25 protein-coding genes are annotated in these 22,706 nt (G+C 70.6%); 14 read left to right on the top strand and 11 right to left on the bottom strand.

The features are described 5' to 3' along the window. Positions 1–45 precede the first annotated feature (45 nt). Positions 46–399: a hypothetical protein gene (locus tag JWQ05_RS04050; RefSeq protein ID WP_299654843.1), complete on the top strand. Its 354-nt coding sequence runs from the start codon at positions 46–48 to the stop codon at positions 397–399. Between the two features lie 65 nt (positions 400–464). Beyond that, positions 465–1,334 carry a pantoate--beta-alanine ligase gene (gene panC / locus JWQ05_RS04045; protein WP_299654840.1) on the top strand — a complete coding sequence of 290 codons (870 nt, stop codon included), beginning with the start codon at positions 465–467 and terminating at the stop codon, positions 1,332–1,334. Here panC and JWQ05_RS04040 read toward each other — a convergent pair. The 8 genes from JWQ05_RS04040 to JWQ05_RS04005 all read right to left on the bottom strand — a co-directional run bounded on the left by JWQ05_RS04040 (position 1,331) and on the right by JWQ05_RS04005 (position 8,276). After that, positions 1,331–2,692: a PHB depolymerase family esterase gene (locus JWQ05_RS04040; RefSeq protein WP_299654837.1), complete on the bottom strand. Its 1,362-nt coding sequence runs from the start codon at positions 2,690–2,692 to the stop codon at positions 1,331–1,333. The genes panC and JWQ05_RS04040 overlap by 4 nt on opposite strands. Before the next feature lie 81 nt (positions 2,693–2,773). After that, the gene (locus tag JWQ05_RS04035) at positions 2,774–3,199 is read right to left on the bottom strand and encodes a CopG family transcriptional regulator (RefSeq protein WP_299654834.1); all 426 of its coding nucleotides are present in this window, start codon (positions 3,197–3,199) and stop codon (positions 2,774–2,776) included. Positions 3,200–3,339: 140 nt separating this feature from the next. Beyond that, positions 3,340–4,065, bottom strand: a complete 726-nt coding sequence (gene dnaQ / locus JWQ05_RS04030) for a DNA polymerase III subunit epsilon (RefSeq protein WP_299654831.1) — start codon at positions 4,063–4,065, stop codon at positions 3,340–3,342. 69 nt (positions 4,066–4,134) lie between these two features. Then, positions 4,135–4,746 carry a dephospho-CoA kinase gene (gene coaE, locus JWQ05_RS04025; RefSeq protein ID WP_299654828.1) on the bottom strand — a complete coding sequence of 204 codons (612 nt, stop codon included), beginning with the start codon at positions 4,744–4,746 and terminating at the stop codon, positions 4,135–4,137. 38 nt (positions 4,747–4,784) lie between these two features. Continuing rightward, a complete protein-coding gene (locus JWQ05_RS04020) occupies positions 4,785–5,624 on the bottom strand; it encodes a shikimate dehydrogenase (protein ID WP_299654825.1) in 840 nt (279 codons plus the stop codon). Beyond that, positions 5,624–6,583, bottom strand: coding sequence for a cation diffusion facilitator family transporter (locus JWQ05_RS04015; protein ID WP_299654822.1), 960 nt, complete (start codon positions 6,581–6,583; stop codon positions 5,624–5,626). Before JWQ05_RS04015 ends, JWQ05_RS04020 begins: the two co-directional genes overlap by 1 nt. 94 nt (positions 6,584–6,677) lie before the next feature. After that, on the bottom strand, positions 6,678–7,067 hold the full coding sequence (locus JWQ05_RS04010) for a CopD family protein (RefSeq protein WP_299654852.1): 390 nt from the start codon (positions 7,065–7,067) through the stop codon (positions 6,678–6,680). 63 nt (positions 7,068–7,130) lie between these two features. After that, entirely contained in the window at positions 7,131–8,276 is a 1,146-nt protein-coding gene (locus tag JWQ05_RS04005) for a uroporphyrinogen decarboxylase (RefSeq protein ID WP_299654819.1), read from the bottom strand. Positions 8,277–8,829: 553 nt separating this feature from the next. On the opposite strand from JWQ05_RS04005, the gene JWQ05_RS04000 reads away from it, so the two are divergent. The 4 genes from JWQ05_RS04000 (at position 8,830) to JWQ05_RS03985 (ending at position 11,261) form a co-directional block, all read left to right on the top strand. After that, positions 8,830–9,660 (top strand): pyruvate, water dikinase regulatory protein, encoded by an 831-nt coding sequence (locus JWQ05_RS04000; protein ID WP_299654816.1) that lies wholly within the window; start codon positions 8,830–8,832, stop codon positions 9,658–9,660. 6 nt (positions 9,661–9,666) lie between these two features. Further along, on the top strand, positions 9,667–10,284 hold the full coding sequence (locus tag JWQ05_RS03995; protein WP_299654813.1) for a Maf family protein: 618 nt from the start codon (positions 9,667–9,669) through the stop codon (positions 10,282–10,284). A 33-nt stretch (positions 10,285–10,317) separates the two neighbouring features. Then, positions 10,318–10,662, top strand: coding sequence for a lysozyme inhibitor LprI family protein (locus JWQ05_RS03990; RefSeq protein WP_299654849.1), 345 nt, complete (start codon positions 10,318–10,320; stop codon positions 10,660–10,662). Between the two features lie 74 nt (positions 10,663–10,736). Further along, entirely contained in the window at positions 10,737–11,261 is a 525-nt protein-coding gene (locus JWQ05_RS03985; RefSeq protein ID WP_299654810.1) for a hypothetical protein, read from the top strand. 3 nt (positions 11,262–11,264) lie between these two features. Here JWQ05_RS03985 and hisG read toward each other — a convergent pair whose 3' ends face one another. The 3 genes from hisG to hemH all read right to left on the bottom strand — a co-directional run bounded on the left by hisG (position 11,265) and on the right by hemH (position 14,570). After that, positions 11,265–12,248, bottom strand: a complete 984-nt coding sequence (gene hisG, locus JWQ05_RS03980; protein WP_299654807.1) for an ATP phosphoribosyltransferase — start codon at positions 12,246–12,248, stop codon at positions 11,265–11,267. Continuing rightward, on the bottom strand, positions 12,241–13,416 hold the full coding sequence (locus tag JWQ05_RS03975; RefSeq protein WP_299654804.1) for an ATP phosphoribosyltransferase regulatory subunit: 1,176 nt from the start codon (positions 13,414–13,416) through the stop codon (positions 12,241–12,243). The genes hisG and JWQ05_RS03975 overlap by 8 nt, the downstream gene beginning before the upstream one ends. Positions 13,417–13,493: 77 nt before the next feature. After that, positions 13,494–14,570, bottom strand: a complete 1,077-nt coding sequence (hemH, locus tag JWQ05_RS03970) for a ferrochelatase (RefSeq protein ID WP_299654801.1) — start codon at positions 14,568–14,570, stop codon at positions 13,494–13,496. Between the two features lie 140 nt (positions 14,571–14,710). On the opposite strand from hemH, the gene JWQ05_RS03965 reads away from it, so the two are divergent. The 8 genes from JWQ05_RS03965 to JWQ05_RS03930 form a co-directional block, all read left to right on the top strand. Continuing rightward, positions 14,711–15,664, top strand: coding sequence for a class I SAM-dependent methyltransferase (locus JWQ05_RS03965; protein ID WP_299654798.1), 954 nt, complete (start codon positions 14,711–14,713; stop codon positions 15,662–15,664). Positions 15,665–15,793: 129 nt separating this feature from the next. Next, positions 15,794–17,323, top strand: coding sequence for a bifunctional UDP-sugar hydrolase/5'-nucleotidase (locus tag JWQ05_RS03960; RefSeq protein WP_299654795.1), 1,530 nt, complete (start codon positions 15,794–15,796; stop codon positions 17,321–17,323). After that, a complete protein-coding gene (locus JWQ05_RS03955; RefSeq protein WP_299654792.1) occupies positions 17,323–18,018 on the top strand; it encodes a uracil-DNA glycosylase in 696 nt (231 codons plus the stop codon). The genes JWQ05_RS03960 and JWQ05_RS03955 overlap by 1 nt, the downstream gene beginning before the upstream one ends. Positions 18,019–18,109: 91 nt before the next feature. Next, positions 18,110–18,529 (top strand): hypothetical protein, encoded by a 420-nt coding sequence (locus JWQ05_RS03950; protein WP_299654789.1) that lies wholly within the window; start codon positions 18,110–18,112, stop codon positions 18,527–18,529. Positions 18,530–18,721: 192 nt separating this feature from the next. Then, a complete protein-coding gene (gene rlmN / locus JWQ05_RS03945; protein WP_299654786.1) occupies positions 18,722–20,011 on the top strand; it encodes a 23S rRNA (adenine(2503)-C(2))-methyltransferase RlmN in 1,290 nt (429 codons plus the stop codon). Between the two features lie 4 nt (positions 20,012–20,015). Continuing rightward, complete coding sequence (locus JWQ05_RS03940; RefSeq protein WP_366944547.1) at positions 20,016–20,531, top strand: hypothetical protein; 516 nt, start codon at positions 20,016–20,018, stop codon at positions 20,529–20,531. Between the two features lies 1 nt (position 20,532). Further along, positions 20,533–22,269 carry a gamma-glutamyltransferase gene (gene ggt / locus JWQ05_RS03935; RefSeq protein WP_299654783.1) on the top strand — a complete coding sequence of 579 codons (1,737 nt, stop codon included), beginning with the start codon at positions 20,533–20,535 and terminating at the stop codon, positions 22,267–22,269. 99 nt (positions 22,270–22,368) lie between these two features. Then, positions 22,369–22,706 (top strand): 1-acyl-sn-glycerol-3-phosphate acyltransferase (locus tag JWQ05_RS03930; RefSeq protein ID WP_299654780.1); only part of this gene is annotated, 338 nt, incomplete at its 3' end.

Here is a 22,706-nt window from a genome sequence, read left to right as displayed (position 1 = left end):
TTGTTTACCCTGATCGGAGACCGCTTGACGGTCAGGGGAGCGACGATGCGGCGAGGATTGAGGGCGGTGCTGACGGCATTGGGCCTGTTCGCGGGCTGCGTGCCCTCGGGCGCCGCCGACCTGCTGGAGCCGGGTGGGCCGCGCGGACCCGAGGCGACGCCGGTGCCGCGCTACTTCCCGCGCGCCGAGGGAGACGAATCGGCGCTGGGCCGCGCGGTCGGGTCGCGGCGCCAGGTTCGTTGCCGGGTGCGGCGCGTTCCGATCCCCACCGACGCCCCCGACGATCCGAGCTATGTCGGCTCCGCCTACGGGCTGGGCAAGCCGAGCTATTATGGCTTCACGCCCCCGCTTGGGGTCGACGATCCCTACGGCCGGTCCCTGCTGCCCTACTGTCCCTGACGGCTGGCGCCGGGGCGCCGGGGCGATTAGGTCTGGCGCCGTTTCGCTCATTCGGGGTCGCCGCCTTGTCCCACGCTCCCATTCCCCGCTTCACGGCGGTCGCCCCCCTGCGCGCCGAGGTCTCCGGCTGGCGCCGGGCCGGCGAACGCGTGGTGCTGGTGCCGACCATGGGCGCCCTGCATGCCGGCCACCTCGCCCTGATGGCGCGGGCGAAGGAAGTGGGGCAGCGCGTGGTGGCGAGCATCTTCGTCAACCCGACGCAGTTCGGCCCCAACGAGGATTTCTCGCGGTATCCGCGCGACACCGCGACCGACCTGTCCCTCCTCGCGCAAGCCGGCGTGGACGCGGCCTACCTGCCGGAGGTCTCGGGCATGTACCCCGAGCATTTCTCGACCCGGATCGAGGTCGACGGCCTCACCGAAGGCCTGTGCGGAGCGTATCGGCCGGGGCACTTCTCGGGCGTCGCCACGGTGGTGACGAAGCTCCTGAACCAGGTCCAGCCGGACATCGCGCTGTTCGGCGAGAAGGATTTCCAGCAGCTCCTCGTGATCCGGCGCGCGGTGCGCGACCTCGACCTGCCCGTGGAGATCCAGGGCGTGCCGACCCTGCGCGAGGTGGACGGCCTCGCCCTGTCCTCGCGCAACCGCTACCTCGATGCCGACGAGCGGGCGCGAGCCCCCCACCTGCAAGCCGTCCTGGCCCGCATCGGCGAGGGTCTGGCGGCGGGCGGACACGCGGGCCCCCTCCTGGCGGAGGGTCGCGCCGCGCTGAAGGCGGCGGGCTTCGACCCGGTGCAGTATCTCGAAATCCGAGACGCCGAGACCCTCGCCCCGGTGGAGCGCGCGACGCGACCCGTCCGGGTGCTGGCGGCGGCCTATCTCGGCCGCACGCGCCTCATCGACAACGTGCCGGCCAATCCCGCAGGGCTCGCTTAAGCGCGGCCCGCCGCGAGCGGGTTCGCCCGGAAGAAGTCGAGCATCGCCCGCGAGGCGTCCGGTCCGCGCGGATCGGTGTAGCTGCCCGAAGCGCTGCCGCCGGACCAGGCATGGCCGAGGCCGCGCACGATCCAGCCTTCCACCGCGACCCGGCCGGTCCCGTCCGCGTAGCGGGTCCGGGTGTAGGACAGGCCGCCCGGGCTCACCGCCTCGGCGGCCTCCGGGGTCAGACCGGCGATGCCGGCCTGCGCCAGCGCCTGCTCGCCGTTGCGCGGGTTGACCGTGCCGTCGCTCTCGCCATGGAACACGATGGTGGGCACCCGCACTTCCGTTGCCGTGCCATCAGGCGCCGCGCCTGAACCGAGGCGCATGACGCTGAGGGCCGTCGAGACGTCGCGGGCGCAGCCGGCGGCAAGACCGGAATGAATCCCCACCCCCGCATAGAGATCGGGATAGACGCGGGCGATGTTGACGGCCGCCGCCCCACCCGCCGACAGGCCGGCGATGTAGACCCGGGCCGGATCGACGCCATGCTCGGCGATAATGGCGCGCGTCAGCCCCGCGATGATGCCGGCCTCTCCGGAATCGCGGCCCTGGTCGTTCGGCTGGAACCAGTTCCAGCAACGCTGACCGTTGGCGCGGCCGGACTGGGCCGGATAGGCCACGAGGAAGCCCTCGGCCTCGGCCAGCGCGTTCATGCCGGTGCCAGCAGCGAAATCGTCGGGGGACTGGGTGCAGCCGTGCAGCATCACCACCAGGGGCAGGTTCGGCCGCGCGTCGCTGGGAACGAACAGCTTGTAGTCCCGCGAACCGGCGGCGTTGGCGAAGCTGTGCTCGGTGAAGTTGCCGCCCTCGGTGAGGGGCGCCCGGGCCTGGCTGAAGCCGGACCCGAGGCCTCCGAGGCCGGATGCGAGGTTGCCGGTAAGTCCGGAGAGGTTTCCGCCGAGGCCCGCCGTGAACCCGGCGCCACCCTGGCCGCCTTTACCGAGACTGCCGAGCACGGGGGCGATCCCCCGCGTCACGGTCTCGACGACCTTGCGCAGCTTCTCGGGGAGGATCGCGGCGAGGCGCGCCTCCTCCGACGGTGCGGAGGTCGGCTGCGCCTTCACGCCGGGGCGCTCCGGAGCGGGGCCGGTCTCGACGCGCTCGGCCACGAGATCGATGGTCTGGGGCGACCCCCCCGTGATGGTGTGGCCGGCGCTCTGCGGGTTCGTCGGGCTCGGGCCTGCCGGAGCCACCCCGGCCCGGCCGCGCTGAAGAAGGTCCGTGGCGTCCTGCAGGCGGCCGGCGGCCGTGAGGCGGGTCGCCTCCATCATGTCGGCGAGGCGGTCCTGCATCCGGTTCTGGGAATCGGTCATGGCATTCGCTTTCGGGGTCGACGCGGGGCCGAACCATGCGAGGTCGGGAACGCGGTGAGAGACGCTATCGGGGAAAGACTGTCAGAGGAGGCGGTCGGCCAAAGCGGCCTTCACGGCGGGCGTCGCCTGGAGGCTGCCCATCACCTCGATGGACGCGATGGCGTCGCGGGCGAGTTCCGGAGTGACGTCGGGTGCGATGCTCGCGAGGCCGAGGACCCGGATGTCGAGACGGATGCCACTGTCGCGTGCCGCCTCGAGTTCGGCCCGGTCGTAGCGGCGAAGGCCCAGTTCGACGCCCTTGCGGGCCACGGATTGACGCGTGACGTCGCCGTGGCGGGCGATCTGGTTGCGCACCGCCGTGCGAATGAAGTCGCTCCGGTTGGCGTAGACGCTCTCGGAGACGAGAAGGTCGATATGGCCGAGATCCACGAAACCGAGATTGATCGTGATCTTCTCGGTGTCGCCGACCCGGATCGGAGCTTTGGGCTTGTCCACGAGTTCGAGCATCAGACCTTCCCGTCACCATCCAGCTGGATGGTATATGGGGGGTCTACGCTGCGATGCAATATGCGTTCATGTGCATCGCAATATCGTGTGCGACACGGCAGGATCATCAACCCCGCGCGGCGCGAATGGTTCGGTGAGCGTCAGGCGGTTTCGTCCGCGCCGAGATATTCGCGCCAGACAACGCTGGAACCGAGGGTGCCGATGAAGGCCTCGTGCGCCATGCGCTCGGCCTCGGTCAGGCGGTGGCGCAACCGGCGCGGGCCGATGACCGCGACCTCCCCGCCGCTCGAGCCCAGAACGACCGGATCGTCCATCTCGGCCATGGCGAGGCCGAGGCTCGTCTGCTTGCCGCCGAGCAGTTCGACGTAGACCTCCGCCAGGATCTGCGCGTCGAGGAGCGCGCCGTGTTTGGTCCGGCGCGTGGTGTCGATGCCGTAGCGCGAGCACAGGGCGTCGAGGCTGTTGGCGGCACCCGTGTGCTTGCGCCGCGCCAGTTGCAGGGTGTCGACCACGCCGGCGAGGTCGATGGGAGGCGGCGCCGCCGCGCCGAGGCGCGCGTATTCCATGTTGAGGAAGCCGACGTCGAAGGGCGCGTTGTGAATCACGAGGGGCGCGTCGCCGCAGAAATCCCGGAACGCGTCCACGATGTCGGCAAAGAGCGGCTTGTCGGCGAGGAAGGCGTCGGCGATGCCGTGCACCGCGAAAGCGCCCTGGGAGACCGGGCGGGTCGGGTTGACGAAGCGATGGAAGGATTTTCCGGTCTGGACGTGGTTGATGAGCTCGACGCAGCCGATCTCGATCAGGCGGTCGCCGTTCTTGGCATCCGTGCCGGTGGTCTCGGTGTCGAGGACGATCTCGCGCAGCATCGAAGGGTCCTGAGGGCAGAGGTCCTGGGTTAGCGCAGCCACCCGACCATGCGCCGTCCTAAGATGGCGTCAAGGCGCGGACGGGGCGGCTTCGGCGAGCCGCCGGATGATGCCCGCGACCTCGGCCTCGGCATGGGCGAACCCGAGGCCGGTATCGAGGACGAAGTCGGCCCGGGCTCGCTTCTCGGCATCCGGCCATTGCTTGGCGCGGATCGCCTCGAAGGCCGCGGCATCCATGCCCGGCCGGGCGAGCACGCGGGCACGCTGCACGTCCTCGGGCGCCGTGACGACCAGGACCCGGTCGCAGCGCACCTGCGCCCCCGTCTCGAACAGCAGAGGAATGTCGAGGAGCACCAGGGGGGCACCTGCGTGGCGGGCGAGGAAGTCGCGGGCCGCCGCCTGCGCCAGGGGATGGACGAGGGCCTCCAGGGCGGCGAGGCGCTCGGGCGAGCCGAGGACGGCGTCGCGCAGGCGCGCCCTGTCCACCGAGCCGTCCGGCGCCAGGGTGCCGGGAAAGGCCGCGCCGATGGCGGGCGCGGCAGCGCCGTCGGCGGCGTAGAGGGCGTGCACGGCGGCGTCCGCGTCGTGCACCGGCACGCCGTGGCGCGCGAACATCGCGGCGGTGGCGGACTTGCCCATGCCGATCGAGCCGGTGAGGCCGAGGACGATGGGGCGGCTCATGTCGCGATCCTCACGCCGAAATCCTCACGCTGTGCGCCTCACGCCGGGGTCAGGTCCGCGACGATGCGGGCGCGCAACGCGGGGGTCACGCTCGGGGTGACGCGAAACCAGCGCGCGAAGCCCGGCACGGCTTGGTGCAGCAGCATGCCGAGGCCATCGACGGCGGCCAGACCCCGTGCCCGCGCCGCCGCGAGGAGCGGGGTTTCCAGGGGGGCATAGACGATGTCGGCCACCGCCGCGTGCTCGGCCAGGTCGAAGAGGTCGAGGTCGAGGGGCGGGTGGCCGACCATGCCGAGCGAGGTCGTGTTCACCAGGAGCCCCGTGCGCGCCATGGCGGCGGGCAGGTCGAGCCAGGTCACCGCCTCGACCCGGGCGGGGTCGAGCTCCACCAGGGCCTCGGCCCGGGCGAGGGTGCGGTTGGCGACCCAGACCCGCGAGAGGCCGCGCTCGAGCAGGCCGACCACGATGGCGCGGGCCGCTCCTCCTGCGCCGAGCACCAGGGCGGTGCCGGCGCCGCGCTCCGTCCAGCCGAGGCCGAGACTCTGGTCGAGATGGGCGATGAAGCCGGGGGCGTCGGTGTTGTCGCCGCAGAGGCGCTCCGAGCCGTCGAAGAACAGGGTGTTGACCGCACCGATCTTCTCCGCGCGCGGCGTCAGGGACTCCACCAGCCGGAACGCCGCCTCCTTGTGCGGGATGGTGACGTTGCCGCCCGCGAAGCCCTCCACCCGCAGGCGCGCCAGAAAGTCCGGAAAGGCCTCGGGCGCCACGTCGACCCGCTCGTAGGTGCCGGCGATGCCGTGCTCGGCCAGCCAGTGACCGTGGATCAGGGGGGAGCGCGAATGCGCGATCGGGTGTCCGACGACGAAGGCGCGGGTCATCACGTGCAGTCTCCGGCGAGCGCGCAGGCGGGGCCGCCCGCCTCCTCGATCTGCAGGGTGGCGTGGCCGATGCCGAAGCGGCTCCGCAGGTCCTCGGCGGCCGCGACGAGGAAGCCGTTGCCGGGATGCCCCTGCGCCATCACCAGATGGGCGGTCAGGGCGATGTCGGTGGTGCTCATCGGCCAGATGTGGAGGTCGTGCAGGTCCGTGACGCCGGGGCGCGCGCGCAGGTAGGCGCCCACCGCCGCCGGGTCGATGCCCGGGGGCACCGCCGAGAGGGACATCACCACGCTGTCGCGCAGCAGGCCCCAGGTCGCCCAGACGATGAGTCCCGCGATGACGAGACTGACCAGGGGGTCGATCCAGGCGGCCCCCGTCAGCACGATGATCAGGCCGGTGATCACGACGCCGGCCGAGACGGCGGCATCGGCCAGCATGTGCAGGTAGGCGCCCCGGATGTTGATGTCGCTGCTGCCGGAGGCGAAGAGCCAGGCTGTGGCGCCGTTGATGAGGATGCCGATGCCGGCCACCACCATCACGGTCGCGCCTGCCACCGGCTGCGGCTCGGGGGCGAGGAGGCGGGCGATGGCCTCCCAGGCGATGGCCCCGGTGGCGACCAGGAGGAAGACCGCGTTGAACAGGGCCGCCAGGATCGAGGAGCCGCGCAGGCCATAGGTGAAGCGCGGCGTCGGACTGCGCTTGACCAGCACCGAGGCGATCCAGGCGACGAGCAGGCCGAGCACGTCCGAGAGGTTGTGGCCCGCATCCGCCACCAGGGCCATGGACTCGCTGGCGATGCCGTAGACCGCCTCGATGACCACGAAGGCGATGTTGAGGGTGATGCCGATGGCAAAGGCGCGCCCGAAGGTGGCGGGCGCGTGGACGTGACCGCCACCACCATGGGAGTGGCCATGATGGCTGTGCCCGTGGTGGTCGTGGGCGTGATCGTGCTCAGCCATTCATCTCGCCTTGGGTGACGCGCGAATTTTCAGGTCCGAACCCGGCCATGGGTTCCGGTCCGCCGCATCCCGGGATCGCGGAACAGCGAAACGATCAGCCGAAGCTCGGCTTCACGGCGGCCAGGATCACGATGAGGATCATCAGGAGCGTCGGCACCTCGTTGATGACCCGGTAGAACTTGTGCCCGCGCGTGTTTCGGTCGGCGGCGAAATCCTTGACCATCCGGGCGAGCCAGCCATGGATTCCGCTCAGGGCCAGCACCAGCACGAACTTCGCCTGGAGCCAGCCGGCGGCGTAGTAGCCGCTCATCCAGGCGAGGATCAGCCCGAAGCCCCAGGTGGCGATCATCGCGGGCGTCATGATCGCCTTGAGGAGGCGGCGCTCCATGACCTTGAAGGTCTCGGACTGCGCCGCCGCGTGCGGACCGGGCACCAGGGAGGCGTGGTAGACGAACAGGCGGGGCAGGTAGAGCATCGCCGCCATCCAGGAGATGAGCGAGACGAGGTGCCCGGCCTTGAGCCAGGGGTAGAGGCTGTCCACCGCGCCTCAGCCCCGGAGGCGGGCGAGCATGCGCTCGACATGGGCGATCGGCGTCTGCGGGGTGATGCCGTGGCCGAGGTTGAAGATGTGGGGCAGGCCGTCGGTGGCCGCGAGCACGCCGTCGACGGCCGCGTCCAGCGCCGCACCGCCCTCGATCAGGGTCTCGGGATGGACGTTGCCCTGGGTCACCGCGGTGGCGGGGACCTTCTCGCGAAGGGCCTTGAGATCCACCGACCAGTCGACGCCGACCGCATCGGCCGCCGTCTCCGGCACCACGCGGGCATGGCCCTCGAGGCCGGAACCGCGCGCGAACACGATGATCTTGGCACCCGGCACCCGGGCGCGGACGCCCGCGATCATCCGGGCGATAGGCTGGAGCGACCAGCGCGTCAGGGCATCGCGGTCTGTGGCTTCCGGCAGCGCGCTCTCGGCCACCTCGTTGACGGCCTCCGCGCGGGTCTCGCCAGCGCCGCGCGCGTCGGGCAGCGAGCCCGCGTGCGACTCGAAGATCTGCACCGCGTCGGCGCCCGCCTCGAGCTGACGCACGAGGTACTCGGTCTGCACCGTGACGAGGCGGTCGATCAACGCCTCCACCAACGCCGTGTCGTGCCGGGCCAGCGCCCGGGAGGGGGCGAGGTCGGGGGTGCCGCGCCCGCCGATCATGTAGCTCGCCACCGTCCAGGGCGCGCCGCAGAAGCCGAGCAGCGTGGTCTCGTGGGGGAGTTGCGCGCGCAGCCGCCGCACCGTCTCGAAGACGGGTTCCAGATGCGTGAAGATCGCCGGATCGCCGGCCTCGCGCAGGCGCTCGAACTCCGCGCGGCCCGCCATCGGATCGAGGCGCGGCCCCTCGCCTTCAACGAAGCGCACGTCCTGGCCGAGCGCGTCCGGGATCACGAGGATGTCGGAGAACAGGATCGAGGCCTCGAAGCCGAAGCGCCGGATCGGCTGCAGCGTGACCTCGGTGGCGAAATCGGGATTGTAGCAGAGGTCGAGGAAGGAGCCGGCCCTGGCCCGGACCTCGCGGTATTCCGGCAGGTAGCGCCCGGCCTGGCGCATCATCCAGGCGGGGGGGCGGGCGAGCGCCTCGCCCGAGAGAACCCGCATGACCGCGCGGTCCCGTGAGACATCCTGGCTCGCAACACCCTGGCTCATCCGATCTCCGACGTCCCGTTCCCCGTTGCCGGTATGTAGCACCGAAGCGCCGGATGTCCTCCCCGAAGATCCTGGCTTTCGCGAAGCTCCCGCCTTCGAAAACCTCTTCCAGCCCCGTTTCTCGAATGGAGCTTCCGGCCTCCGTCCCCACACCGGCCTTCTAAAAGGAAAGAGAGATTCTAGGACTCTGTTTTTTCTTTTAGAGGGGCTCGGTGCGGGAGCGGAAAACCGTCCACAGGGCGTCCCCGCCGCCACGCCGTTAATCAGGCTTTAACGGATTGGGTCCAATGTCCCGGATAGGCGATCAGCTACAGTGCCTTGCGTGCGTCCCGTGGACGGCGCGGGGGTCCCGGTCCCGGATTCTCCCAAAACCGCGCCGAAACGGCGTCGGTTGGCGCGCGTGTTGACGCAAGAGTCGACAAGTCTCGCCGGGCACCCGCTGGACCCCTCGCCCAAGCCGGCTTATCCACCCTTATCGACTCCCCTGACCGCGCCCGGTGGACAAGACCGGCAGCGGTCTCAGGCCACCGAGGCCGGAGGAGACTGCCCCTCGATGAGCCGTAGTTATTTCCACCTCCATCTCGTCTCGGATTCCACCGGCGAGACGCTCATCAACGTGGGCCGCGCGGCGGCCGCCCAGTACGAGGGCGTCTCGGCCATCGAGCACGTCTATCCGCTTGTGCGCTCCGGGCCGCAGCTGGAACGGGTGATCTCCGAGATCGAGGCGGCGCCCGGCCTCGTGCTCTATACCCTGGTGGGCCACGACCTGACCGAGCGGCTGGAGGCGGCCTGCCGCGAGACAGGTTCGCCCTGCCTGTCCGTGTTGCAGCCCGTGCACGCCCTCCTGCAATCCTATCTCGGCGCGGATTCCACGGCTCGGCCCGGCGCGCAGCACATGCTCAACGCCGAGTATTTCAAGCGCATCGACGCGATGAACTTCACGCTCCTGCACGACGACGGCAACCTGCCCCTCGACGTCAACGAAGCCGACGTGATCCTCATCGGCGTGAGCCGCACCTCGAAGACGCCGACCGCGATCTATCTCGCCAATCGCGGCCTGAAGACCGCGAACTTTCCCCTGGTGCCCGGCATGCCCCTGCCCGAAAGCCTGGAGACCGCGCGAAAGCCGCTCCTGGTCGGGCTGCTCGCCAGCCCCGAGCGCATCGTGCAAATCCGCCAGAACAGGCTGCTGAGCCTGAAGGCCGACGATTCCTCGCTCTATGTCGATCGCAGCGCGGTCGCGGACGAAGTCGCCGCCTGCCGCCGGCTCTGCGCCAAGCACCGCTGGCCGACCATCGACGTGACCCGCCGCTCCATCGAGGAGACGGCGGCCGCGATCCTCGACCTTCACCGCGAGCACCGCCTCAAGTTCATTGCGTCCTGAGGTTCCATGACCGAACCGCTCTGGCGCGGGGGCCTGCCCCTGCTGCTCGCCTCCACCAGCGCGACCCGGCGCGGCCTCCTCGAAGGCGCGGGCCTCGCCGTCGAGACCGAGGCGCCGGGGGTGGACGAGCGCGCGGTGGAGGCCGCCTGCGCCGGGCTCGCGCCCGAGGCCCTGGCCCGGCGACTCGCGGCCGCGAAGGCGGGTGCGGTCGCGGCGCGGCACCCCGACCGTGTCGTCGTCGGCGCGGACCAGATCCTCGACTGCGACGGCACGCTGTTTCACAAGCCGGCGGACCTCGCCGCGGCGCGCGCGCAGATCACCCGACTCGCCGGGCGCACCCACGCGCTGCATTCGGCGGTGGCCCTCGGCATCGCTGGCGGGGTGGTCGAGACCTTCGTGGAGACGGCGCATCTCACCCTGCGGCCGCTCTCACCGGAGCAGATCGCCGCCTACGCGAATCTCGCCGGGCCCGACACGGTTCGCGCCAGCGTCGGCGGCTATCAGGTCGAGGGCCTCGGCATCCACCTGTTCTCGCGGATCGCGGGCGACCATTCAACCATCCTCGGCCTGCCGCTGCTGCCGCTGCTGGCACGGCTGCGCGACCGGGGTCTCCTCGGCTTCTGAATGTCCATCGATTTCGCGGGGCTTCCCATGACCATGACCCTTCGGCCGCGCCTCGGCGCCGTGCTTCTCTCGCTTGCAGCGGCGCCCGCGTCGGCCGCGAGCTTCCCTTGCGAGAAGGCCGAGACTGCCGACGAGAAGGTGATCTGCGCGCATCTCCCGCTCAACGACCTCGATGTCGAGATGGCGACCCGCTTCGAGATTCTGCGCGCGATGCTGCCGATGGGCGGCAACGCCAAGCTGCGGGAGGATCAGGAGACCTGGCTCACGGAGCGGCGGGCCTGCGCCGGAGACGTCGCTTGCCTCAAGCAATCCTACGAGGCGCGGCTCAAGGTGCTGCGGGCTGTGTTTTCGGAATTCGCCAAGCAGGGGCCGCTGTAGACCGGGCAGCGCGGACGCAGCGCCCGGCACGGCGCGGCCTTGAGATTTCCCGAACGACCGACGAGGCCAGCCTCATGGGTGTTCCCGTACTACTGAATATCCGGATCGACCGAAATTTCCGGCCGTCGATTGATCACGTCATCTGGATCTTCACCGCGCTCGTAATCGTCGGCCGCCCCGTCACGAGCTTCTTCTATTGGGAATTCGTGCTCGGGGCCGGGGTTCTGCGGTATGACGCAGACAGTATCGGGATACCGATCTTCATGGACCTGCTCGGGGCGATGATCGTCGCGATCCCAATGCTCGTCCTGACGAAGCTGGCCCTTGTCTTCAAGGCCGGTCCCTTTTGCCTTTGGAGCTGGAACAAGCACCGGCCGATCGTCTCGGTCGTTTGGTCCGTCGTCCTCGGGGGGCCTGCGATCTACCTGACGTTCCTGACCGTCAGTGACCTCATCACTCCACGGCCCTGGCCCTGGTACGAGTATGTCTGGATCCCGCATATCGTCGCGTCGATCGCGTGGCTGCTCATGCTGCGGGGCGCTGCGCTCTCCAGCGCCCCGCAGCATGAGACGGGGATTGGCGGTGCGACCGGACCGTGACGGTCAACCAAGCCGGCTCAGCAACCGGTCCATCAGCGGGTTGTCCGGCGTGAACGCGTAGTCGATCTTGCGCACGTTCACGGCCCCTGCCCCGGCCTTGACCAGGGCGTCGGCGAGGTCGAACACCGCGTCGACGGGGCAGTGCAGCACCATTTCGCCGCCGCGTCCCTCGGGTGCGCCGTAGGGCAGCTCCGCATCGTGCAGGGCGGCGATACCGGCCAGATCGATGTCGCCGTCGTCGGGCATCGCCGCGCGGATCTCCCGGGTGGTGCGGGCGCGCTCCTCCGCCTGGATGCGACCGAGCACGGCCCGCAGGGCCCGGCGCTGCGCCTCGCCCCAGGGCGCGTTCAGGGATGCGACGAGGTTCGCCTCCGAGCGCAGGATGATCCCGTCCTCCAGGATCTTCAGGGCGTTGGCGGCGAGCGTCGCCCCCGTGGTGGTGATGTCGACGATGATCTCGGCCGAGCCCGCCGCCGGTGCGCCCTCGGTGGCACCGAGGCTCTCGACGATGCGGTAATCCGCGACTCCGTGCTCGGCGAAGAACCGGCGCGTCAGGTTGATGTACTTCGTGGCGATGCGCAGGCGCTTGCCGTGGCGCACCCGCATCTCGGCGGCGACCTCGTCGAGGTCGCTCATGGCGCGCACATCGATCCAGGCCTGCGGCACGGCCACCACCACCGTGGCCTGCCCGAAGCCGAGCGGCGTCAGCAGCTCCACCTGGCCGCGCGCGTCGGGCAGCGACTCGCGGATCAGGTCCTCGCCGGTGATGCCGAGATGGGCCGCCCCGCTCGCGAGCTGCGCGGCGATCTCGGAGGCCGAGAGGTAGCGCACCTCGACGCCGGGCACGCCGACGAGCTTTCCGCGATAGTCGCGCGCGCCCGTGTTCTGCGCGAGCTTGAGGCCCGCGCGGGCGAAGAAGGCGGCGGCGTTCTCCTGCAGCCGGCCCTTGGAGGGAACGGCGAGGACGAGGGAATCCGGTTCAGCCATGGGCCGCGTCCTTCGGGTTCTGGGCGTCGGCGGCGACCCGCGAGAGCCAGACGGCGCAGCCGACGGCGGGGACGGGGACGGGGCTCCCGAGATGCTGGAGCAGGCCGTCGTAGCGGCCGCCACCCACCAGGGGCGCCTTCGCGCCGGGCGCCGTGCCCTCGAAGATGAAGCCCGTGTAGTAGTCGAGGTTGCGCGCGAAGCCTCCGGAGAAGCGGAAGCGCTCCACGGGCAGGCCGCGCGCGGCCATGAACCCGGTGCGCTCCTCGAACAGGTCCAGCGCCGCGTCGAGGGGCGGGTGGTCGAGGCCGGCCTCGCGGGCGAGCGCCCGGACGGCGGCGGCGGCGGTATCGGGATCGCCCGCGATGGCGCGGTAGCGCTCGACGATGGCGCGGTTCTCGGGGTTGAGCCCGGAGCCGCCGCTCGCCTGTGCGGCGGCCTTGGACAGGAAGCGCTCGGCGATCTCGCCGGCACTCCGGCCGCCCACCCGCGAGATGCCCGCGATGGAGAGCACGTCTTCCACGAAGGCGCGTACGCCCTTGGGGTCCTGGCCCTGGATGGCCGCGAGCAGCCCCGCATGCGGGTCTTCCGTCCGCAGGCCGTTGGTGATCGTGTCGAGGGAGCGCCCCATGGCGAGCGCCCGCAGGGTCCGGCGCTTGGCGGCGGGCGGCACGGTGAGCGCGTCGAGGAGCGTGTCGACGAGGCCCATGTCGCCGAGCCGCACCGCGACGTCGCTGCGGCCCAGGAGGGCGAGGCCTTCGAGCGCGAGCCCGATCACCTCGGCGTCGGCGGCGGGCGTGTCGGTGCGCCCGACCGACTCGATGCCGGCCTGGAGGAACTCGTCCGGCTCGTCGCCGGCGAGGCGGAAGACCGGCCCGAGATAGCTGTAATCGGCACTCCTCGGCGCCCCCTTGGGCGCATGTGCGAGGTGATGGCGGCAGACGGGGATCGTGAATTCCGGGCGCAGGCAGAGTTCGCTGCCCGAGGCGTCCTGCGTCACGAAGATGCGCCGGCGGATGTCCTCCCCCGAGAGTTCGAGGAACGGCTCCACCGGCTGCAGCACGGGCGGGGTCACGGCGCCGTAGCCGGCGCCTTGGAAATGCGCGAGCAGGCGCAGGTGGTCCTGCGATTGTTCGCCCGCGGTTCCCCCGCCTGCCTCCGGTCTCGTCATGGTCCCGCCTGCCGCCTCGTCGCGGGCCCTAGTAGCAACCGTCCTCGCGCTTGGCGACTGCCCGGACCCCGGATGATCTAGACCCAACCCTGCAATTCGCGCCGGACCACGTTCTCGATCACCTTCATGCCGAGCGCGGTGTCGTTGAGGCAGGGAATGTAGGCGAAACGTTCGCCGCCGTTGTCCTCGAAATAGTGGCGGTTCTCGCCGTCGAGCTCCTCCAGGGTCTCGAGGCAGTCGGCCGAGAAGCCGGGTGCCACAATGGCCATGCGCTTGATCCCGCTCTTGGCGAGGTTCTGCACCGTCTCGTCGGTGTAGGGGCGCAGCCATTCCTCGTTGCCGAAGCGCGACTGGAAGGTGGTCCGCATCCTGTCGGTCGAGAAACCCAGGGCCTCGCGGATGAGGCGGCCGGTCTTCACGCACTGGCAATGGTAGGGGTCGCCCTTGAGGAGGTAGCTCTTGGGCACTCCATGGAACGAGGTCAGGATCACCTCGGGCTCGAAGTCGAGCTTGGCCAGCCCCTCGCGGATCGAGGTCGCCATCGCGTCGATGTAGACCGGGTCGTCGTGATAGGGGGCCGAGACGCGCACCGTCGGCTGCCAGCGCATTTGCATCAGGGCCTTGAAGGCCTGGTCGCAGGCAGTCGCCGAGGTCGCGGCGGCGTATTGCGGATAGAGCGGCACCAGCAGTATACGGTCGCAGCCCTGGTCGAGCAGGGCCTGGAGGCGCAGGGCGACCTCGGGCTTGCCGTAGCGCATGGCCCAGTCGACCACGACCGAATCACCCATGGCCACCTGCAGGGCTTCCGCCTGGCCGCGGGTGATGGTCTTCAGCGGGCCCTCGTCGCGCTCGTTGTTCCAGACGGATGCGTAGTCGCGGCCCTTCGGCCCGGGGCGCTTCGTCAGGATGACGAGGTTGAGCAGCGGCCACCAGATCAGGCGCGGCACCTCGATGACGCGGCGGTCGGACAGGAACTCCTTGAGGTAGCGGCGCATCGGCCAGTAGCTCGTGCCCTCCGGGGTGCCGAGATTCATCAGGAGCACGCCGACGCGGCCCCAGCGCACGGGCGGATGCTCGGCCGGCAGCGGTGCGTTTGCGGGGGTCGGGAGCGACTGGCCGTCCTGGCGGGACGGCGGTGCGACGCGTTCGTTCATCGGATTTCCGTATCGCTCCCGGGGGAGCGCCTGAGGTCGGCGGGGATCGAGAAAGCGGGTCGGGAAAAGGTTGTGTCCTTGGGGATATCTATCTAGAGCACGGAGCCTTCCAGCGACCACGCGATGGATGAAGGCGCGACATGCCGTCTCCCCGGTACTTCTTCAACCACTTCATGCCCTTCACGGGGTATCCCTATAAGGGAGCGCCGACCGCCTGCAATCTCTGCGGATCGGCGCAGTCCCTGACGATCGCCGAGAGCGACCGGCGCCTGAAGCGGCTGAAATCCATCGCCTGCAGCCAGTGCGGCCTGATCCGCACCGACCCGATGCCGACCCCGGCGGAACTGGCGGATTACTACGCCACCGCCTACCGCGCCGATTACCAGCTCGCCTTCGCGGGCGGTCCGCCGCGCGTCCACCTCAAGCGCTCGGCCCGCGAGGCCGCCGCCCGCGCCGAGCTGCTCGCGGCCAAGCTGAAGCCCGGCGCCCGCGTGCTCGATTTCGGGTCCGGCTCCGGCGAATTCCTGGCGCAGGCGCGGGCGAAGGGCTGCGAGGCCATCGGCGTCGAGCCGGGACGCGACTACGCCAATTATGCTCGCACCCATCACGGCGTCGAGGTGCTGGACGATGCCGGCGACGAGCGCTTTCCGGAGGCGTATTTCGACGTCATCACCACCCGCCACGTGCTGGAGCACCTGCGCGACCCGGCCGACGTGATGGAGCGCCTGTCGCGCTGGCTGAAGCCGGACGGCGTGCTCTTCGCCGCCGTCCCCGACATGGCCACGAAGGGCAAGCCGCCGCACGAGCGCTTCCACTTCGCCCATGTCCACGGCTTCGTGCGGGAGACGTTCGATCTCACCGCGCGCCGGGCCGGCCTCGTGCCGCACCCCGATTACGCGCGCGAGGACACCACCGTGGTCTACGCCAAGACCGATGCGCCGCCGGTCGAACTCGCCTGTCCCGGCCTCGCCGCGCGCCTCGCCGTGGAGCTGAAGCCGATGCCGCCGGGCGTCTTCCTCGCCTCCGGTGCCTGGCTCTGGCCAATGATCCGCCGCAACGCCAAGGCGGTGCGCGAGACATTCGTGACGCGCTGACGCGATCACCCGGCCGGCGTCAGGCCTGGCCCGCCCTCGCCGGGGTGTCGTAGCGCCTTCGTGAACGGCACCCTAGAACAGCGTGGCCGATGGGCGGCATCCGCCCGCCCGCCCCGCCGAGATGCCGCCATGCCCCGTCCCAACCGCCGCCAGACCTTCGGCCTCGGACTCGGTGCGGGTCTCACGGTCGGTGCGGGCGGCGCGGCCACGGCCGCAAGCCCATCGGCGCCGGAGCCGACCTTCACCCTGCTCCTCGTCAACGATCTCTACCAGATGTCCGAAGCCGACGGCCGGGGCGGCTTCGCGCGTCTGGCGGCCATCGTGAAGGCCGAGCGGGCGCGCGGCGTGCCGATGCTCTACGCGCATGCGGGCGACGCGCTCTCGCCCTCCCTGATGTCGGGGTTCGACCGCGGCGCGCACATCATCGAACTCCTCAACATCGCCGCCCCCGACGTGTTCGTGCCGGGCAACCACGAATTCGATTTCGGGCCGACGATCTTTGCCCAGCGCATGGGCGAGGCGACCTTTCCGGCGCTGGCCGCCAACCTGCGCGACGCCGAGGGCCGGCCCCTCCCGGGCCTGCGCGACCGCATGGTGGTGACGCTCGGCGGCATCCGCGTCGGCGTGGTCGGGATCGCGCTGGCGAGCACGCCGGAGAAGTCGCAATCGGGCGATCTGCGCTTTCTTCCCGAGATCGAGACGTTGACCCGCGAGGTCCAGGCCCTGCGCGCCGAGGGCGTCGATCTCGTCGTCGGCGTCTGCCACACGGACCGGGCCACGGACGACGCCATCGTGGCCGCGCGCCTCGTGGACATCCTGCTCTCGGGCCACGACCACGACCTCGCGCTGCGCTACGACGGCCAGACCGCGATGGTCGAATCGAGCTTCGACGCCCATTACGTCACGGCCGTCGACGTCACCGCGAGCGTCAGCGGCGCCGGTCAGGCGCGCCGCGTCGCGTGGCGACCGAGCTTCCGGGTCCACGACTCCGCCACGGTCACCCCCGACCCCGAGACCCTGGCGCTGGTGCGGCGCCTCGAGACCAAGCTGTCGCGCGAACTCGACGTGGCCGTGGGTGCGATCCGCGACCCCCTCGACAGCCGCATCGCCTCGGTGCGCGCCCGGGAGGCGAGCTTCGGCAGCCTCGTCGCCGACGCGATGCGGGCCGCGATGGGTGCCGAGATCGCCCTCACCAACGGCGGCGGCATCCGGGGCAACCGGTTCTATCCCGCCGAGACCACGCTGACGCGCCGCGACATCCTCACCGAACTGCCCTTCGGCAACAGCCTCGTGCTGGTCTCGCTGACGGGCGCGCAGATCCGCCACCTGCTCGAAGGAGCGCTCGCCGATTGGGGCCGCCCCTCCGGCCGCTTCCCGCACGTCTCCGGCCTCGTCGTCACCCTCGATCCCGCCGCGCCGGTGGGCGCGCGGATCGCCGCCCTGACCGTGAACGGCGCGGACCTGAAGGCGGACCGGAGCTACACCGTCGCCTCGAACAACTTCCTCTACGACGGCGGCAACGGCTACGGAGACCTCGCCCGGGGCCGCACCCTGGTGGGCCGAACCGACGGCCAACTCGTGGCCAACGCGGTGATGGCCTATATCGGCGCCAACGCGCCGCTCCCGGCACCCGCCGGGGGGCGTTTCCTGGTCCGCTGATGCCCGACAGCCCCGTTGCCGCCGCCCTCGCCCGCTTCCGACGCTCCGGCTCGTCCTGGCTCACCCTGCCGTTCTTCACGGACGGCACCGCCGATGCGGTCGCCGCCAGGGTCGATGCCCGCATCGTGGATGGCGCCCAGGTGCTGCCCGCGCCCGAAGACATCTTCAACGCCCTCGCCCTCACGCCCCTGGAACGCGTGACGGTCGTCATCCTCGGACAGGACCCCTACCCGACACCGGGTGACGCCAACGGCCTCGCCTTCTCGTATGTCGGCCCGAGGCGTCTGCCCGCCTCGCTCAAGGTGATCCTCGCCGAACTCGGGGAGCCCGGTATGAGGCCCGGGACGGGCGACCTCACTCCGTGGGCGCGCCGGGGCGTGCTCCTCCTCAACGCCGCCCTGACGGTGGAGGCCGGCAAGGCCGGCGCGCACCTGCGCTTCGGCTGGTCGGCCCTCACCGATCAGGCGGTGGCGGCGGTCTCGGCGCGCTCCGAGCCGGCGGTCTTCCTGCTCTGGGGCGCGCAGGCCCGGGCCCGGGTCGCCCTCGTCGATGCGACCCGCCACGGCGTCATCGAATGCGGCCATCCCTCTCCCCTCAATCGGGCGCGGGACTTTCCCGGCTCGCGTCCCTTCGACGCTGCCAATGCCTGGCTGGAGGCGCAGGGGCTCGCGCCCATCGACTGGCGTCTGACCTGAGAGGAACAGCCTGTTTGACGACGGGCCGGTTCGATCTATCTCCACGCCCTCAAGCGGAACTCAAGAATCCGCGCCGGAGGAGACCCTACCCATGTTCGCTCGTTCCCTGCTCGCCGCCGGCTTTGCCGCAACCCTCGTCTCGGCCCTGCCGGCGCAGGCCCAGATCCGCAACGCACCCTCCCCGCGCGCCCTGGAATTCGCCGCCTACATCTTCGCGGCCTCCAACGTCTGCGGTTATCGCATCGGGACCGACGAGTTCGACGCCCTGCTGGAGAAGCAGAACGTGCGCGCCGCCGATGTCGGCCCGCGTGGGCCCTTCGGTGGCCGGGTGCAGACCATCTTCGCGCTGATGTCGAACCAGATGCAGCTCAACCGCGAGAAGGCTTGCCTCGCCGTCGCAGGCGAGTACGGCCCCGAGGGCAGCATCACCAAGAACGTCCTGCTGCCGGCACCAGCTGCGGACGCACCGGCAACCGGTGCAGCGCCGAGCGACGCAAAGCCGGCGCAATAGATAGTTTTTTCCGGAAAACAGTGCCTGCATTCCGGACGCTGAGGCGCATCGCGATGGCGGCGGACCCGCCGCCGTCGCTCGTGGCTTAGCGAGCCTCGTCCCATGATCCAGGGACGGACCCGCCCGGCATTCGCGTTTTGGCCGTCGATCCCCTATATCGGACCCATTCCAAGTCCGAAGGTTATTCAGATCATGGCGACGGCGTCGTTCGACACCGCCCGGCGCGACGCGAGCGCCATTCCCGCAATCGAGAAGCTGCCCGAGTTCGAGTCGCAGGCCGTGCCGGTCGGGCGCTCCTCCCTCGTCGGGCTCACACGCGACGAGTTGAAGGCGCGGCTCGCCGCCATCGGCGTGTCCGAGCGCGAGCAGCGCATGCGCTCCGGCCAGATCTGGCACTGGCTCAACGTGCGCGGCGCCAAGGCCTTCGACGACATGACCAATGTCGGCAAGGGCCTCAAGGCCCAACTGGCAGAGGCCTATACCCTCGACCGGCCCGAGGTCATCACCGAGCAGGTCTCGCGGGACGGGACCCGCAAGTGGCTGATGCGCATGGCGCCCACCGGCAAGCACGACCACAATCGCGGCGCCGAGATCGAGTGCGTCTACATTCCCGGGCGCGGGCGCGGCACCCTCTGCGTCTCGAGCCAGGTCGGCTGCACGCTGACCTGCTCGTTCTGCCACACGGGCACGCAGCGCCTCGTGCGCAACCTGACGGCGGCCGAAATCACTGCGCAGGTCGTGGTGGCCCGCGACCACCTCAACGACTGGGCCGGCCAGAACCCCACCGCGCCCGGCGAGGACGAGACCCGGCGCAAGGTCACCAACATCGTCTTCATGGGCATGGGCGAGCCCCTCTACAATCTCGACAACGTCATCGATTCGGTCGGCGTCATGGCCGACCAGGAGGGCCTCGGGCTCTCGCGTCGGCGCATCACGGTCTCGACCTCGGGCGTGGTGCCGCAGATGCAGCGCCTCGGCGACGAGGCCCACGCCATGCTGGCGATCTCGCTCCACGCGGTGCGCGACGACCTGCGCGACACCCTCGTTCCCCTGAACCGCAAGTACCCGCTGGCCGAGTTGCTCGCCGCCTGCCGCGCCTATCCGGGCCTCAACAACGCCCGGCGGATCACATTCGAATACGTGATGCTCAAGGGCATCAACGACACGGATGCGGATGCCCGCGAGTTGGTGCGCCTGCTCAAGGGGATACCGGCCAAGATCAACCTGATCCCGTTCAACCCCTGGCCGGGCAGCGTCTACGAGTGCTCCGATTGGGAGCGCATCGAGCGCTTCTCGGAAATCGTCTATGAAGCCGGCTATGCGTCTCCGGTGCGTACGCCGCGCGGGCGCGATATCCTGGCCGCTTGCGGGCAGCTCAAGAGCGAGACCGAGAAGCTGCGGGCCCGCGCCCGGATGATGCTGGAAGACGGCATCGGCGCCGAGGGCGTCTATGCGGGCGCCGACGACGGCGACGAAGACTAGGGCTGTGCTGCGCCTCCTCGGGCACCTCTTCATCGCGAGTCTCGCCCTCGTCCTGGCCATCCCGTGTGGGGCGGCCGTCCTGGTCTTCGGTGCGATGCTCGATCCGGCCACGAGCGAGACCCTCTCGCGGCTCGGGCTCGTGGGGCTGTTCTCGGGGCTCAACGATCTCGCCTCCGGGATCGGCCCCGAGACCCTGCTGTTCGCGCTTGCCGCCATCGCCCGCGCCCTGTTCGTGCTCCTCGTCGTGCCGCCCGCTCTCGTGGCCATCGTCGGCGCCGTGCTGAACTGGCGCGCCGCCACCTGGTACGGGGCCGGCACGGGTCTCCTCACCGCCCTGGTTCCCTGGTTCGCGCGCGGCCTGTCGCGCACCGGGCCGACCCCCGACGCGCTGGCGCTGGAGGGGCGCATCACCGCCGTGCTGTTCCTCACGGGCGCGGCCTCGGGCTTCGTCTACTGGGTGATCGCCGGCCGGCATTCCGGCGCGGCGGCCCCACCGCACCCCGACACCGGACGCGCCTGACATGCGGCTCACCCCTTCGCGCATCGCCCTCGCCCTGGTCCTCGCCGCCACGGGCCCGGGCGCCGCGCAAGGGCTGGCCGAGCCCGCCCCGATCCAGTCCGACGACGCGCGCCTGCTCCCCGTTCTCGGCGCGCACGGCATGGTCGCCTCACAGGAGGCCCGCGCCACCCGCGTCGGGGTCGAGATCCTGAAGGCCGGCGGCAACGCCGTCGATGCCGCCGTGGCGGTGGGGTTCGCGCTGGCCGTGACTCTGCCGCGCGCCGGCAATCTCGGCGGCGGCGGCTTCATGATGATTCACCGCGCGGCGGGCGACGAGACGGTCGCCCTCGACTATCGCGAGACCGCCCCGGCGGCCGCCCGCTCCGACATGTTCCTCGACCCCAACGGCGATCCGGATCGTGCGGCCTCGACCCGCACCGGCAAGGCGGTGGGCGTGCCCGGCACCGTGCGGGGTCTGGCCGAGGCGCACAGCCTCTACGGCTCGGGCCGCTTCACCCTCGCCGACCTCATCGCCCCGGCGGAAAAACTGGCGCGCGACGGCATCCCCGTGGAATCGGGCCTCGCCGATTCGTTGCCCCGCGCCGCCGGCCTGCTCGGCCGCTGGCCCTCTTCGCGAAAAATCTTCTTTGCCGGTGAAAGGCCGCTGGAGCGCGGCGCGCGGCTGGTCCAGACCGACCTCGCCGATACCCTCGCGGCCATCGCGGAATCCGGGCCCGATGCCTTCCATACGGGCGTGATCGCCGCGCGCATCGCCGAGGCCGTGCGCGCGGCCGGCGGGGTGATGACGGCCGAGGATCTCGCCGCATACCGCCCGGTGATCCGCGAGCCCGTGCGGGGCAGCTACCGGGGCTATGCGATCGCCTCGATGCCGCCGCCGAGTTCGGGTGGCATCCACCTCATCGAGATCCTGAACGTGCTGGAGGGCTTCGACCTCGCCCGCATGGGCTCGGGGAGCGCCGAGGCGCTACACATCCTGGCCGAGGCGATGAAGCCGGCCTATGCCGACCGCGCAACCTGGCTCGGCGACCCCGCCCGCACGCAGGTGCCCGTGGAAGGCCTGATCGCCAAGCCCTACGCGGACACCCTGCGGGCCGGCATCGATCCGGCCCGCGCCCGGCCGGCCTCCGAGGTGAAGGCCGGCGATCCGCTCCCCTTCGAATCCGATCAGACCACCCACTTCTCGGTGGTCGACGGCGCCGGCAACGCGGTCTCGAACACCACCACGCTGAACTTCTCCTACGGGCTCGGCCTCGTGGCGGAGGGCACCGGCGTGCTCCTGAACAACGAGATGGACGATTTCTCGGCCAAGCCCGGCGCGCTCAACGCCTACGGCCTCGTCGGCAGCCGGGCCAACGCGGTGGCGCCCGGCGCCCGGCCGCTCTCCTCGATGACCCCCGCCTTCGTGTTCAAGGATGGCAGGCTGGTGCTGGTCACCGGCAGCCCCGGGGGCAGCCGCATCATCTCCACGGTGCTCCAGGTCATCGTGAACGTGCTCGATTTCCGCATGAACCTCGCTGAGGCCGTGGCCGCCCCGCGCATCCACCATCAGTGGCAGCCGGACGTGCTCATGGCCGAGGAGGGCCTCTCGCCCGACACTCTGGCGTTGCTGCGCGCGCGCGGCCACCGGGTGAAGGTCGGGACGACCTCCGGCTCGGCGAACTCGATCCAGGCCGCCGACGGCCTGCTCGCCGGGGCGGCCGATCCGCGCCAGCGCGGGACGCTCGCCGACGGCTACTGAGCGACAGCCATTCCGGCGCTCGGATGGCCTGCGGCGACGGCGCGCGCTACAGGGAGACAGGGCGGCGCCCCGTTCCGGGCTGTCTCATCCGGGTTCCCGATGCTCCTCGTTCGTTCGTTCGCGTTCAATCTCGCTTTCTACGCCGCCACCACGGTCATCGCGGTCGGTGGCATGCCGACCCTCGTCTCCCGGCGTGCGGTGATCCGGCTGGCGCAGATCTGGGGACGCACCACCCTGTGGCTGTTGCGCGTCGTGGGCGGCATCCGGGTCGAGTTCCGGGGTCTCGAGAACATTCCGGCCGGCCCCCTCTTGGTGGCGGCCAAGCACCAATCGGCCCTGGAGACCCTGGCCCTCGTCACGCGCTTCCCGGACTTTGCCTACATCCTGAAGCGCGAACTGCTCTGGATCCCGCTGATCGGCTGGTACCTCTCACGCTC

The sequence above is a fragment of the Methylobacterium sp. genome, from assembly GCF_028290105.1.
GTDB lineage: Bacteria > Pseudomonadota > Alphaproteobacteria > Rhizobiales > Beijerinckiaceae > Methylobacterium.
Note: the sequence above shows the minus strand (reverse complement) of the source record. Positions and strands in the feature narration are given on the sequence as shown.

Coding starts and splice junctions, on each gene's coding strand:
- JWQ05_RS03990 (WP_299654849.1), top strand. CDS start 10,318: ATGACCCTTCGGCCGCGCCTCGGCGCCGTGCTTCTCTCGCTTGCAGCG.
- JWQ05_RS04050 (WP_299654843.1), top strand. CDS start 46: ATGCGGCGAGGATTGAGGGCGGTGCTGACGGCATTGGGCCTGTTCGCG.
- JWQ05_RS04010 (WP_299654852.1), bottom strand. CDS start 7,067: ATGGCGGCGATGCTCTACCTGCCCCGCCTGTTCGTCTACCACGCCTCC.
- JWQ05_RS04005 (WP_299654819.1), bottom strand. CDS start 8,276: ATGAGCCAGGGTGTTGCGAGCCAGGATGTCTCACGGGACCGCGCGGTC.
- JWQ05_RS04020 (WP_299654825.1), bottom strand. CDS start 5,624: ATGACCCGCGCCTTCGTCGTCGGACACCCGATCGCGCATTCGCGCTCC.
- coaE (WP_299654828.1), bottom strand. CDS start 4,746: ATGAGCCGCCCCATCGTCCTCGGCCTCACCGGCTCGATCGGCATGGGC.
- JWQ05_RS04035 (WP_299654834.1), bottom strand. CDS start 3,199: ATGCTCGAACTCGTGGACAAGCCCAAAGCTCCGATCCGGGTCGGCGAC.
- JWQ05_RS03975 (WP_299654804.1), bottom strand. CDS start 13,416: ATGACGAGACCGGAGGCAGGCGGGGGAACCGCGGGCGAACAATCGCAG.
- JWQ05_RS03965 (WP_299654798.1), top strand. CDS start 14,711: ATGCCGTCTCCCCGGTACTTCTTCAACCACTTCATGCCCTTCACGGGG.
- ggt (WP_299654783.1), top strand. CDS start 20,533: ATGCGGCTCACCCCTTCGCGCATCGCCCTCGCCCTGGTCCTCGCCGCC.
- JWQ05_RS04000 (WP_299654816.1), top strand. CDS start 8,830: ATGAGCCGTAGTTATTTCCACCTCCATCTCGTCTCGGATTCCACCGGC.
- dnaQ (WP_299654831.1), bottom strand. CDS start 4,065: ATGCTGCGCGAGATCGTCCTCGACACCGAGACCACCGGCACGGATGCC.
- JWQ05_RS04040 (WP_299654837.1), bottom strand. CDS start 2,692: ATGACCGATTCCCAGAACCGGATGCAGGACCGCCTCGCCGACATGATG.
- hemH (WP_299654801.1), bottom strand. CDS start 14,570: ATGAACGAACGCGTCGCACCGCCGTCCCGCCAGGACGGCCAGTCGCTC.
- JWQ05_RS04015 (WP_299654822.1), bottom strand. CDS start 6,583: ATGGCTGAGCACGATCACGCCCACGACCACCACGGGCACAGCCATCAT.
- JWQ05_RS03985 (WP_299654810.1), top strand. CDS start 10,737: ATGGGTGTTCCCGTACTACTGAATATCCGGATCGACCGAAATTTCCGG.
- rlmN (WP_299654786.1), top strand. CDS start 18,722: ATGGCGACGGCGTCGTTCGACACCGCCCGGCGCGACGCGAGCGCCATT.
- JWQ05_RS03995 (WP_299654813.1), top strand. CDS start 9,667: ATGACCGAACCGCTCTGGCGCGGGGGCCTGCCCCTGCTGCTCGCCTCC.
- hisG (WP_299654807.1), bottom strand. CDS start 12,248: ATGGCTGAACCGGATTCCCTCGTCCTCGCCGTTCCCTCCAAGGGCCGG.
- JWQ05_RS03950 (WP_299654789.1), top strand. CDS start 18,110: ATGTTCGCTCGTTCCCTGCTCGCCGCCGGCTTTGCCGCAACCCTCGTC.
- JWQ05_RS03955 (WP_299654792.1), top strand. CDS start 17,323: ATGCCCGACAGCCCCGTTGCCGCCGCCCTCGCCCGCTTCCGACGCTCC.
- JWQ05_RS03960 (WP_299654795.1), top strand. CDS start 15,794: ATGCCCCGTCCCAACCGCCGCCAGACCTTCGGCCTCGGACTCGGTGCG.